The organism is Variovorax sp. 20P10.2.4 (genome assembly GCF_058244205.1).
Window position 1 is genome coordinate 1 of record NZ_JBZAYE010000182.1, and the last position, 12,183, is coordinate 12,183.

General features: G+C 69.6%; 10 protein-coding genes and 1 pseudogene. 1 reads left to right on the top strand and 10 read right to left on the bottom strand.

The genetic code is table 11. The features are described from left to right. The 7 genes and pseudogenes from AC27VN_RS18280 to hutU all read right to left on the bottom strand — a co-directional run. A pseudogene (locus AC27VN_RS18280) lies at nucleotides 1–832 on the bottom strand (TonB family protein); the annotation flags it as partial. A 239-nt stretch (nucleotides 833–1,071) separates the two neighbouring features. Next, complete coding sequence (locus tag AC27VN_RS18285; protein ID WP_490877438.1) at nucleotides 1,072–1,992, bottom strand: NADPH:quinone oxidoreductase family protein; 921 nt, start codon at nucleotides 1,990–1,992, stop codon at nucleotides 1,072–1,074. A gap of 47 nt (nucleotides 1,993–2,039) precedes the next feature. Next, a complete protein-coding gene (locus AC27VN_RS18290; RefSeq protein ID WP_398492827.1) occupies nucleotides 2,040–3,227 on the bottom strand; it encodes a CaiB/BaiF CoA transferase family protein in 1,188 nt (395 codons plus the stop codon). Between the two features lie 7 nt (nucleotides 3,228–3,234). Further along, nucleotides 3,235–4,029 carry an ABC transporter ATP-binding protein gene (locus tag AC27VN_RS18295; RefSeq protein WP_490877439.1) on the bottom strand — a complete coding sequence of 265 codons (795 nt, stop codon included), beginning with the start codon at nucleotides 4,027–4,029 and terminating at the stop codon, nucleotides 3,235–3,237. Continuing rightward, on the bottom strand, nucleotides 4,026–4,919 hold the full coding sequence (locus AC27VN_RS18300; protein ID WP_490877440.1) for an ABC transporter permease: 894 nt from the start codon (nucleotides 4,917–4,919) through the stop codon (nucleotides 4,026–4,028). The genes AC27VN_RS18295 and AC27VN_RS18300 overlap by 4 nt, the downstream gene beginning before the upstream one ends. A gap of 10 nt (nucleotides 4,920–4,929) precedes the next feature. Beyond that, entirely contained in the window at nucleotides 4,930–5,886 is a 957-nt protein-coding gene (locus AC27VN_RS18305) for an ABC transporter substrate-binding protein (protein WP_093352266.1), read from the bottom strand. A gap of 17 nt (nucleotides 5,887–5,903) precedes the next feature. Continuing rightward, nucleotides 5,904–7,640 carry a urocanate hydratase gene (gene hutU / locus AC27VN_RS18310; RefSeq protein WP_490877441.1) on the bottom strand — a complete coding sequence of 579 codons (1,737 nt, stop codon included), beginning with the start codon at nucleotides 7,638–7,640 and terminating at the stop codon, nucleotides 5,904–5,906. A gap of 150 nt (nucleotides 7,641–7,790) precedes the next feature. Between hutU and AC27VN_RS18315 the strand changes: the two genes are divergently transcribed. Continuing rightward, nucleotides 7,791–8,753, top strand: a complete 963-nt coding sequence (locus AC27VN_RS18315) for a LysR substrate-binding domain-containing protein (protein WP_490877442.1) — start codon at nucleotides 7,791–7,793, stop codon at nucleotides 8,751–8,753. Here AC27VN_RS18315 and AC27VN_RS18320 read toward each other — a convergent pair. The 3 genes from AC27VN_RS18320 to AC27VN_RS18330 form a co-directional block, all read right to left on the bottom strand. Beyond that, the gene (locus AC27VN_RS18320; RefSeq protein ID WP_490877443.1) at nucleotides 8,731–10,755 is read right to left on the bottom strand and encodes a putative bifunctional diguanylate cyclase/phosphodiesterase; all 2,025 of its coding nucleotides are present in this window, start codon (nucleotides 10,753–10,755) and stop codon (nucleotides 8,731–8,733) included. The genes AC27VN_RS18315 and AC27VN_RS18320 overlap by 23 nt on opposite strands. A gap of 116 nt (nucleotides 10,756–10,871) precedes the next feature. Next, nucleotides 10,872–11,495 carry a nitroreductase family protein gene (locus AC27VN_RS18325; RefSeq protein ID WP_490877444.1) on the bottom strand — a complete coding sequence of 208 codons (624 nt, stop codon included), beginning with the start codon at nucleotides 11,493–11,495 and terminating at the stop codon, nucleotides 10,872–10,874. Between the two features lie 105 nt (nucleotides 11,496–11,600). Continuing rightward, nucleotides 11,601–12,183, bottom strand: a 583-nt coding sequence (locus tag AC27VN_RS18330) for an SDR family NAD(P)-dependent oxidoreductase (RefSeq protein ID WP_490877445.1), incomplete at its 5' end; no start/stop codon positions are given.

The window sequence follows — 12,183 nt, forward strand, 5'->3', positions numbered from 1 at the left end:
AGCGCCGCCACCCCGGAATGGCCGCTTCCCATGCGCGCCAGCGCTCGATGTTCGAGGGGTTGGTGACGATGTGCAGCCAGTGGGGGAAGTTGCGCACCGCCTGCTCGGCCAGCGGCAGCGACTTCGCGAGCCGGCGCACGCCCGGCTTGTCCGGCGAGCGCAGCTGCCGGATCGGTTCGCGCAGGCGCTCGCGCGTGACCTCGGGCAGGCGGTCGTACGCATCCAGCTCCTGGATCGCGTGGTCGATGATGACGCCGGAACGGCCCAGCCTCGAGAGCGACGCCGCTTCCTCGCGCCAGCGGAAGGCACCGACGGCCGGGGCGAACACCTTCTCGTGCCCGGGGCGCCAGCCGTTGGCCAGCCACGAGGCCACGCCCAGCTCGAACAGGAACCGTGCATCCACATCCAGCAGCCGCGGGTCCTCGAGCGCGGCATCCAGCGCCGCCCGTGCTTCGTGCCGATCCGGTGTGCCGGCCGCGGCGAGGCGGGCCATGAGGGCATCGAACACGGCGCGGGCGTAGTCGTCGGACCGCTGCATCCGGGACGGCGCAGCGGCGTCGTCGACGGGGCCGCTCGCAGGTGCCGCCGGGGTTGGCGCAGCCTCCTCCGGCGAAGCGGGTGTCTGGTCCGGCGCATCGCGCGCTGCGGCATCGCGGTGCGCGAGCCAGGCCAGCACGAGCTCATAGCGCTCGCGCAGCGCCTGGAACCGCGCGGGCTCCGCGGCGACGTCGATCTGCTTGAGCTGCGCGGCATAGGCGCGGCGTACCGCCTTGCCGTCCGTGTCTTCCGAAAGGCCGAGCGACTGCAGGGCCGCGAGCACCTGCGCGTTCATGGCCGGGCATGCCCATCAAGGGAACACGGGCGCACCGCGTCCCCGGATCCCCGCGCCTGGCATGCCGCCATCCGGCTGCTGGCGATGCCCCGTTCCTTGCCGACCGTCATCCTCGCCCCTCGTGTTCCGCTTTCGTGGCGAATGTATACGAGCGAGGCGACGGCCGGCGCTCGCGCCGGGTCGAGGCGTCGGAGGATGCGCGCGGGCACCTGGGCTTGCCCAGGCCGCCGAACGCCGGGTCAGGGGTTGCCGTCGGGCAGCAGCACCAGCTTGCCGAAGGTGCGCCGCTCCTGCAGATCGGCCAACGCGCGAGGCAACTCGCTGAAAGCGTAGCGGCCGCCCACGTCGGCGTGCAGTTGCTGGTGCCTGAAACCCGCCAGCACGTCGTCCAGCGCCTGCCCGATCAACGGCAGGTCGCGCTCGTGGCTCCAGTAGATGCCCAGCGCCGAAGCGCTCTTGAGCAGGAGACGGTTGGCGCGGATCTCGGGAATGCGTCCGCTCGAGAAACCCACGAGGCACAGGCGCGCGCCATGGGCCAGACACTTGACGCTGCGGTCCGTGATATCGCCCCCCACGGGATCGATGACCACATCCACGCCCTTGCCGCCGGTGGCCTGCATCACCTGCTCAACCCAGTCGTCCTCGCGGTAGTCGATGCAGACCGAAGCCCCGCGCTCCTTGCAGCGCGCGAGCTTGTCCTGGCCGCCCGCGGTGGCGATGACGCGCGCACCGGCCCGAACCGCGAGCTGGGTGGCCGCCAGCCCGACCCCGCCGGCGGCCGCGTGCACCAGCACCGTCTCGCCCGCTTGCAACCGGGCCCGCGCGAACATGGCGATCCACGCGGTCGGCCAGACCACCGGCAGCACGGCGGCCTCGGCCAGCGGGACTTCCTCGGGCACGCGCACCAGCCACGAGGCCTCGGCCACGGCGAACTGCGCGAAGCCGCCCCACATGACCTTGGTGGCGACCCGGTCGCCGGGGCTGAAGGCGCCACCGCCCGAAACGCTCTCGACGATGCCGCTGATCTCCTGGCCCGGGGTGAAGGGCAGCGGCGGCCGGATCTGGTAGGCGCCGCGCGTCATCAGCACGTCCGAGAAATTGAGCCCGGCAGCGGCCACCCGCACCAGCACCTGGCCCGGCTTGGGATGCGGCAGCGGCATCTCCATGAGCTCCGGCGGTTGCGTGACGTCCCTGACGATCCACGACTTCATACGGCCCCCCGCGCGCGCAGTTGCGCAAGATCCGCCGGCGCGATGCCGATGCCCTGCAACACCTCGTCGGTGTGCGCACCCAACAAAGGATCGGCCTGGACCTTCGCCGGATCCCCCGAAGAGAACACGGCCGGCTGCAGCACGAACGGCCAGGGGCGCTCGGCATCCTGCGCCTGGGCGACCCGCCCTCGATCCTGCCGCGCGGACTGCGCATGGGCCTGCTGCAGATCCCAGACCGGGCCCGCCGGAACGTCGGCCTCCAGGCAGGCCTGGACCACCTCGTCCACGGTCCGCTCGCGCGACCATGCCGTGATCGCCGCCTTCAGCGCCGGCTCGTTGCGCGCGCGCTGCAGGTTGTCGACGAAGCGCGGATCCTCGACCCACTCGGGCTTGCCGATCAACGGCGCGAAGCGGCGAAAGAATCCGTCGTTGCTGACCACGATCACCACCCAGCCGTCGCGGGCCTCGAAGCAGTCCACCGGCGACGTCACGGGATGGCGATTGCCCACGCGCTGCGGCGCCGTGCCGCTGGCGAACAGGCGGCTCGCGCTGGTGAGCTGCAGGGCCAGCATCGCATCGAACATCGACAGGTCGATCTGGCGCCCCTGGCCATCCCGCTCGCGGGCGAACAGCGCCGTCATCAGCGACCAGGCACCGAACAGGCCCGTCACGAGGTCCGCCACCGAGTCGCCCACGCAGGTGGGCTCCTGCCCGGGACGGCCCGTGGTGCTCATGAGCCCGGACATGGCCTGGATGATCAGGTCATAGGCCGGCCGCCCCTTGAATTCGCCCTGCTGCCCGAAGCCCGAGATGCTCAGGTACACCAGCGAGGGATTGCGCGCCTTCAGCGTCTCGTAGTCCACCCCCAGCCGCTGCGCGACGCCGGGGCGGAAGTTCTCGACCACCGCATCGGCGGTATCGATCAGCGCATACAGCATCTCGCGCGCGCGCTCGTCCTTGAGATTGAGCGTGACGCTCTTCTTGTTGCGGTTCAGCAAGGAGAAGTAGACGCTGCGGCCGTCGACGAAGGGGCCGAAGTGGCGCGAATCGTCGCCGGTCACGGGCGTCTCGATCTTGATCACCTCGGCCCCCACGTCGGCCAGCAGTGCGGTGCAATAAGGCCCCGACATCACGCGCGACAGGTCGACGATGCGCAGGCCGTTCAGAAGTTGTTGTTGGGTCATGAGAAGGTCATCCCAGAAGAAGGCTGTCGTCGCTGAGTTCCTTGCCGCTGCGCTGGGAGAACAGCGCCAGCAGGTCGGGAACATCGAGCCGCTCGCGTTCGCTGCCGGCGATGTCGAAGACGATGCGCCCCTGGTGCAGCATGATGGTCCGGTCGCCGTGATCGAGCGCCTGGCGCATGCTGTGCGTGACCATCAGCACCGTGAGCTTGAGCTCGCGCACGAGGTCATCCGTCAGCTTCATCACGAACTCCGAGGTGCGCGGATCGAGCGCGGCCGTGTGTTCGTCGAGCAGCAGCAGGCTCGACGCGTTGAGCGATGCCATCAGCAGGCTGATCGCCTGGCGCTGCCCGCCCGAGAGCAGGCCCATGCGGTCGTGCAGCCGGTTCTCCAGCCCGAGGCCGAGCCGGGCCAGCGCGGCGCGGATGCGCTCGCGCCGAGGCGCCGTCACCGCGTGACCCAGCCCGCGCGCATGGCCGCGCGCCAGGGCGATGGCCATGTTCTCCTCGATCGTCAGTTCCTCGCAGGTGCCCGCCAGCGGGTCCTGGAAGACACGGGCGATGGCCCCGGCGCGGCGCGCGACCGGCCAGCCGGCGATGGCTTCGCCGTCGATCGTGACGGCCCCGCCGGTGGGGGCCGTCTCTCCCGCGAGCACATTGAGCAAGGTGGACTTGCCGGCGCCGTTGGAACCGATCACCGTGATGAACTGCTGCTGGGGGATGTCCAGCGACAGGCCGCGCAGCACGTGGTTCTCGAGCGCGGAGCCGGGATTGAAGACCACATCGAGCTTCTCGACCCTGATCATGCTTTTCTCCCGCGCAGCGCACCGGCCAGGCCCACGCCGGGCGCAACCAGTGCCAGTGCCACGAGCGCCGCGGTCACCATGTTCAAGTCGGAGGGCGTGAGCCCGATGCTGTCGACGTCCAGGGCCAGTGCCACCGCGATGCGATAGAGCACGGCGCCCACCAGCGCGGACAAGGTCGCGCGCACGATGGTCGTGTTCCTGATCAGCACCCCGCCGCCGATCACGGCGGCGAAACCGACGACCACCACGCCGCCGCCCATGTTGACGTCGGCCGAGCCCTGCGTCTGCGCGAAAAGCGCACCGCCGAGGGCGGACAGCCCGTTCGCCATGGCGAGCCCCAGCCAGGTCATGCGGCCGGTGTGGATGCCGTAGGCGGCCGCCATCCGCGGATTGGCGCCGGTCGCCCGCAGGGCCAGGCCGGTTTCGGAGGCGAGGAAGCGGTTGAGCAGAAGAACGATCGCCGTGCACAGCAGGACGAGCACGAGCGGTACCGCATAGGCACTGCCGACGAAGTGCGCGCCCAGCCCCGTGAACACCGTGTCCGTGCCCAGCAAGGGCGTGTTGGGCCGCCCCATGATGCGCATGTTCACCGAATACATCGCGACCGAGGCCAGGATGCCGCTGAGGATGTGCAGGATGCGCAGCCGGACGTTGAGGAAGGCCGTGAGCGAACCCGCGAGCATGCCGGCGACGAAGGCCAGCAAGGTGGCCAGGTAGGGGTTGGCGCCCGCGACGATCGATGCGGCGGCCACGGCACCGCCGAGCGGGAAGCTGCCCTCCACCGTGATGTCGGGGAACTTCAGCAGGCGAAAGGTGATGTAGGTTCCAAGCGCGACGAAGCCGAAGATCAGCCCCGTCTCGAGCGCGCCCAGCAAGGCGTAGAAATTCATCCCGCCCTCCTCAGCGATTGACGATGTTGGCCTGGCGGGCCACGTCGTCCGGGATGCTCAGGCCCGCGGCCTGCGCGGCGCGCTGGTTCACGACCGTGCGAAACACCTGCGGCGTTTCCACGTCGATATCGCCGGGCTTCGCGCCCTTGAGGATCTTGACGACCTGGCGGGCCGCCTCTTCGCCGACGGCGTTGTAGTCGAAGCCGATCGAGGCCACCGCGCCGCGCTCCACGGTGCGGGTCTCGGCCGTGAACACGGGAATCTTCTGCTCCTGGCCGATGCGCACCGCCGATTCGAGCGCCGCGTACACGGTCGGATCGTTGGGAATCCAGACCACGTCCGTCTTGCCCACGAGCGAACGCATGGCCGAACCGACCTCGTTGGAGGTGGGCGCATTCGCCTCGACCAGCGTCATGCCATGGGCCTTGAGCAGCGGCTTGAGCACCTCGATCTGGTAGCGCGAGCCATCGAGCCCGGTGTTGTAGATCACCCCCAGGCGCCTGGCCTGCGGCATGAAGGCCTTGATCAGGCGCAGCTGCCGCTCGATCGGCGCGAGGTCGGAGATGCCGGTGGCATTGCCGCCCGGACGCTTCAGCGACGGGACCACCTTGGCGCCGAGCGGATCGGTCACCACGGTGAAGACCACGGGCACCGTCCTCGTGGCCGACAAGGCGGCCTGCGCCATCGGCGTGGTGATGGTGACGATCACGTCGGGCGCATCGCCGACGAACTTGCGCAGGATCTGCGTGGCGATGCCCGCGTTGCCCTGGGCCGACAGGTAGTCGAGCCTGAGGTTCTGGCCTTCGACGTAGCCCGCGCCGCGCAGTGCGTCCACGAGCCCGGTCTTGACCTGGATCAGCTGGGGAATGTCGACCATGTTCGCGATCGCCACGTGCCTGGTCTGCGCCGAGGCCATCGACGCGCCGACGACGAGCCCGAGGGCCAGGAAGTACCTTGTCCATTTCATGACGTGCTCCTTCAGAGTCAGGCTGCCAGCGAAGGCAGGTCCAGTTGGCGCTCGCGCGCGGTGCGCGCGGCGATCTCGTAGCCCGCGTCGGCGTGGCGCATCACGCCGGTGGCGGGATCGTTCCAGAGCAGCCGCGCGATGCGCTCGTCGGTGCCTTGCGTGCCATCGGCCACCAGCGCCATGCCCGCGTGGATCGAATAGCCCATGCCCACGCCGCCGCCGTGATGGATGCTGACCCAGTCGGCCCCGCAGGCCGTGTTGAGCAGCGCATTCAGGAGCGGCCAGTCGGCCACGGCGTCGGAACCGTCGAGCATGCCTTCGGTCTCGCGGTTCGGGCTGGCCACCGAGCCCGAGTCCATGTGATCGCGGCTGATGGCGATCGGCCCGCTGAGCTCGCCGTTGCGCACCATCTCGTTGATCGCGAGCCCGGCGAGATGCCGCTCGCCCAGGCCGAGCCAGCAGATGCGCGCGGGCAGGCCCTGGAACCTGACGCACTCGCGCGCCATCGTGAGCCAGCGGCCCAGCGCCTGGTCCCGCGGGAACAAGGCACGCAGGCGCTCGTCCGTCTTGTAGATGTCCTGCGGATCGCCCGACAGCGCGACCCAGCGGAAAGGCCCCTTGCCCTCGCAGAACAGCGGCCGCACATAGGCCACCACGAACGACGGAAAGTCGAAGGCCTGCGCCACGCCTTCATCGAGCGCGACCTGGCGGATGTTGTTGCCGTAGTCGAACACCACGGCGCCGCGCGCCTTGAAGTCCAGCATCGCGCGCACATGCAGCGCGATCGATGCGCGCGCCGCCTGCTCGACCGCGCGGGGGTCGCTCGCGCGCGCCGCCTCCCAGCGCGCCACGTTCCAGCCGGCGGGCAGGTAGCCGTGCAGCAGGTCGTGCGCGGCGGTCTGGTCGGTCACCACGTCGGGACACAGGCCGCGGCGAACGATCTCGGGCAGGACCTCGGCGGCATTGCCGCACAGCGCGATCGACAAGCCGCGGCGCTGCGCACGCGCCTCGTCGACGAGTTCGAGCGCATGCGCGAGATCGCGCGCCTGCACGTCGAGGTAGCCGGTGCGCAGGCGCATGTCGATGCGGCTCTGCTGGCACTCCACCACGAGGATCGCGGCGCCCGTCATCCGCCCGGCCAGGGGTTGCGAGCCGCCCATACCGCCGAGCCCCGCGGTGAGCATCCATCGGCCCTCCATCGAGCCGCCGAAATGCCGGCGCCCGACCTCCGAATAGGTCTCGTAGGTGCCCTGCACCGTGCCCTGGCTGCCGATGTAGAACCAGGAGCCAGCCGTCATCTGGCCGAACATCATCAGGCCCTTGCGCTCGAGCTCGTTGAAGTGGTCCTGCGTGGCCCATTTGGGCACGAGGTTGGAATTGGCGATCAGTACGCGCGGCGCCATCGCATGGGTACGGAACACGCCCACGGGTTTGCCGGATTGCACCAGCAGGGTGTGGTCGTCGTCCAGCCGCTCGAGCGTTTCGACGATGCGATCGAAGGCGTCCCAATTGCGCGCCGCGCGCCCCACGCCGCCATAGACGATCAGTTGCGCGGGATTCTCCGCAACGTCCGGATCGAGGTTGTTCATCAGCATGCGCAACGGCCCCTCCGTGCGCCAGCTGCGGGTTCGAAGTTCGGTCCCGCGGGCGGCGCGAACGACCCGGGGCAACGATGTCTCGTGAGGCAATTTCTTCTCCTGTGCGGTCCATGCCAAGGCGGCCGATTCAGCATCGCCACCAATTCCATTGCTCATGGATCCGGAGAAAGATGGCGTGCCTGAAAACGATGGGAATTACGCCTGTTCTCCCTAGAATGCGGCGTGTCCGCGACGATTATGAAAATTGCGTTGCACGGCCGAAAGCGATTTTTCCTCCTTGGTGGATGACCAACGCTCATGCATTGAATGCGAACCCACACGCCCTCCCTTTCGTGCCTGCTGGCGTTCGAGGCCAGTGCCCGGCACCACAGCTTCACCCGCGCGGCCGACGAGTTGTGCGTGACGCAGGGCGCGATCAGCAAGCTCATCAAGGCCCTGGAGGACGAACTCGGCACGCTGCTGTTCGTGCGTGAAGGCAAGCGATTGACGCTCACGCCGGCGGCCGATGCGTACCTGCGGCGCATCCAGCCGCTGCTGCACAAGCTCGAGGCCGCTTCGGTCGAGCTCAAGGCCGGTGGCCGCAGCAGCGGCCGTTTCAACCTCGCGGTGCTGCCCAGCATCGCGGCCCGGTGGCTGATGCCGCGCTATTCCGATTTCTCGGCGCGCCATCCCGACGTCATCCTGAACCTCACCACCCACCTGTCGCCGTTCAACTTCCACATCGAGGACATCGATGCGGCCATTCATTTCGGCGCCAAGTCCTCATGGAGCGGCGCCGAGATGGAGTTCCTGCTGCAAGACGCGGTGGTGCCGATCTGCAGCCCGGATTTCCTGCGCCGCTACGGCCCGTTCGATGAGCCGCGCCGACTGCTGGACTACACGCTCGTGCACCTGGCCTCGCGCATGGACTCGTGGAATTTCTGGCTCGGCAGCCTGGGCGTGGAGATGGGACACACGCCGCCGGGACCGGTGTTCGAGCACTACCTGATGATCGTGCAGGTGGTCACCGCCAGCCTCGGCATCGGGCTCGCGCCCTACTTCCTCGTGGCCGACGACATCGAGCAAGGTCGGCTGGCCGTGCCCTATCGCCACTTGGCCAGCGAGGACCTGGCCTATTACCTGGTCTATCCCGGCGAGAAGAAGGACTATCCGCCGCTGCGCGCGTTCAGGGTTTGGCTGGCGCAGGAGCTGGTGGCGACGCAGGGGTCGATCGACGGCTTCCGCGCAAGCTGCCCGCATCCATCGCTCAGGACCTCGACGCCATCGTGACGGGAAGGGAGTCCCGGCGCCGCTCCGCCCACGCCACCACCTGCCCCAACGGCGCCGGCCGCATGAAATAGAACCCCTGCAGCAGCGGACACCCAAGCCGCGTGAGCGTCTCGAACTCCTCCTGGCTCTCGACGCCCTCGGCCACCACCTCGATGTCCATCGAGCGTCCCAGCCGCACCACCGCCTCCACCATCAGGCAACTGGCGGGCGAAGAATCGAGGCCGAACACGAAGCTGCGGTCGATCTTCACCTGGTGCACGTGCTCGCCGCGCAGCGATGCCAGCGAGGAGTAGCCGACGCCGAAATCGTCGATCGCGACCGCGACGCCGGACTCGGCCAGCGCGCGCAGCCGGGCGCGCGCGCTCGAGGTGTCGAGCGCGACCTCCTCGGTGATCTCGATCTGCAGGCGGCGCGGCGGCAGGCCGTGCGCCGCGAGGACCTGCGCGGTGATGACATCGACCGGCAGTTGCGACATCTCGCGCGGCGACACGTTCATCGCCACCGGCAGTTCGGCGAAGGCGCCGCCGATGCCACCGAGTTGCACCAGGCCGTGGCAGACCTCCTCGAGGATGTGGCGCAGCAGGCGCTCGGCCAGCCCGGTGCTCGCGGCCGCGAAGATCACTTCGCCGGGCGCGACCCAGCCGTGCTTTGGATGCCGCCAGCGCAGCACGGCCTCGAGGCTGTGCAGGCGCCGCCCGCGGTCGGCGAGGATCGGCTGGTACCAGGCGCAGATGGCGCGCGTCGCCATGGCCTCGACCATGTCGCGCTCGATGTCGCGCCGGCGCAGCAGGCGGCCGTGCAGCACCTCGTCGAAGCGGTGGCAGCGGTTGCGCCCGCGCCGCTTGGCTTCGTAGAGCGCTTCGTCGGAGAAGCTCAGCATCTCCTCGGCCGAGCGGTCGAGGCTGGTGCAGATGCCCACGCTCACGCCGAGCTGCCCGCCGTAGTGCGAGGTGGCATGGCCGATCGAGTCGATGAGCCCCTGCGCCACGTGCTCGGGCGCATCGGCCGCGCCTTGCGGGCGATAGAAGACCGCGAACTCGTCGCCGCCCCAGCGGCCGACCACCGCGTCATGCTGCGCCAGTCGTTGCTGCAGCCACCGGCCGACGTCCTGCAGCACGCGGTCGCCGGTCTTGTGGCCGAAGGCATCGTTGATGGCCTTGAAGCCGTCGAGGTCCAGCATCAGCGCCGCATGTGGCGCCACGTCCGCCTGCGCGGCCTCGAAGCGCGCGGCCGCCTTCGCGAAGCCCTCGCGGTTGAGCAGGCCGGTCAGCGAATCGTGGTTGGCACGAAAGTCCAGCTCGCGCGTCGCGCGCGTGGACTCGGCATGGGTGCGCTGCAACTCGGCCGCCATGAACAGCGCCTCGTTCTTGAGCCGGCTGCTGGCGCGGAACGCGCGCTCGCCGCGCCGCGAGGCGTAAACCAGCGTGCACAGGTAGACGAAGACCATCGCCGCCAGCGCGTTGTGATGAAAGCCGCCGGCATGGAGCAGCCACGCGGTGACGGCGGCCAGCGCGGGCGTCACGAAGACGATCGGCACCGGCGCATAGGCCGCGCTGAAGATCACGGAGCCGGCGCAGACGCCGCAGACGATGGTCAGGAAGAACAGCGTTTCCGACGGGTTCTCGCTGTCGCAGAACAGCGGCAGCAGCGCCCACACGCAGCCCGACAGCAGGGACGACAAGGTGATGCGACGAAAGCGCCTCGCGAGTTCGCGCTCGTCCATGCCGGCCACGGCCTGCTCGACCGCGCGCAGCGACCGGCAGACACGGGCCCGGTAGGCATTGGACAGAACGACCAGCAGCAGCCAGGCGGCCGGCCCGGCCCAGTGCACCGAGGCATAGAGCGCGACGCCGGCGGTCACGCAACCCACGGCCATGCCCGAGGGCACGACGGCACGCACGCTGCGCTGCACCGACAGCAGCTGATCGCTCCTCACCCGCCGCGAGAGTTCGTCGGAAGACGGGCCGCTCGAGGGGTCGTGACCTGATGGGAGATCGACCATGGTGGGCAACTGGTGGCGGGAGTCCTCACCCCCTCAACCCATTGCGCACCGGAAGCCGCGCGCCGCCCTTCGTCCTTTTGCCCTTCGAGGCGTCGGCCTGCGCCGACAGGGGCGGCTCAGACCAGCTGCAGCACCTGCGCCAGCGGCCGGCGCGGCTTGCGCGGCCAGTTCTGGGGCGTGGCGTAGCCGATGGCCAGCAGCAGCACCGGGATCTCGTCGGCCGCCAGCGCGAAGGCCTCGGCGACCGCGGGCGCATCGAAGCCGATCATCGGCGCGGAGCCCAGCCCCATCGCCTGCGCCGCGTAGATGAGCGCGCCGGCGCCGAAGGTCGCGCTGCGCACCGCCTCGTCGCGCTGGCGCTGCGGCTGCTCGAAGTAGAGGCTCTTGGCCGCGCCTTCCCAGCCCGGGACCATCTCCGCCGGCATGAAGCCGGCCTCGACGGCGCCCGCGAGGCGATCGGGCAGCGTGCGATGGTCGGCGAGCTGGCCGCAGACGATGAAGGTCACGGCGGCTTCGCTGACCTTGGCCTGGTCCCAGGCCAGCGCGCGCAGCCGCGCCTTCTGTTCGGGCGTGCGCACGGCGACGAAGCGCCAGTTCTGCAGGTTGAACGAGGTCGGCGCGGTCGTGGCCAGGCGCACCAGTTCCTCGATGCGCTCGTCGTCGATGCCGCGCGCGGGATCGAACAGGTTGGTGGTGCGGCGCTCTTCGATGGCCTGGAGGATCGGGTACGGATAGGACATGGGAATCTCCTTGGAGGAAGCTTGCGGACGAGCCCCGTCCTCCGCCCGCGCGCGGCGGCACGGGCGACTGGAACGGGACGAAGGGAATCGGGAAAGGAGGCGGCGCTAGACGATGCTGTCGACCACGCCGCCATCGACGCGCAGCGCGGCGCCGGTGGTGGCCGAGGCCTGCTCGGAGCTGGCGTAGAGGATCATGTTCGCGACCTCTTCCACGCGCGCGGCGCGGCGGATGATCGACGAGCCGCGGTGCGTGGTGACGAAGTCCGCCGCGACCGCCTCCAGGTCGCGGCCCGAGGCTTCCACCTCGGCCTGCAGCATGTCGGCCACGCCTTCGGACAGCGTGGGCCCGGGCAGCACGGCGTTGACCGTCACGCCGGTGCCGGCCAGCCGCTTCGCGAGGCCGCGCGAGACGGCCAGCTGCGCGGTCTTCGAGAAGCCGTAATGGACCATGTCGGCCGGGATGTTGAGCGCCGACTCCGAGGACACGAACACGATGCGGCCCCAGCCGCGCGCGACCATGCCCGGCGCATAGGCGCGCGCGCAGCGCACGCCCGACATCACGTTGGTCTGGAAGAAGCGCTCCCATTCCGCATCGGGCGTGTCGAAGAAGTCCTGCGGCCCGAAGACGCCGAGGTTGTTCACGACGATGTCGAACTCGGGATGGCGCGCCTGCAGCGCCGCGCAGGCC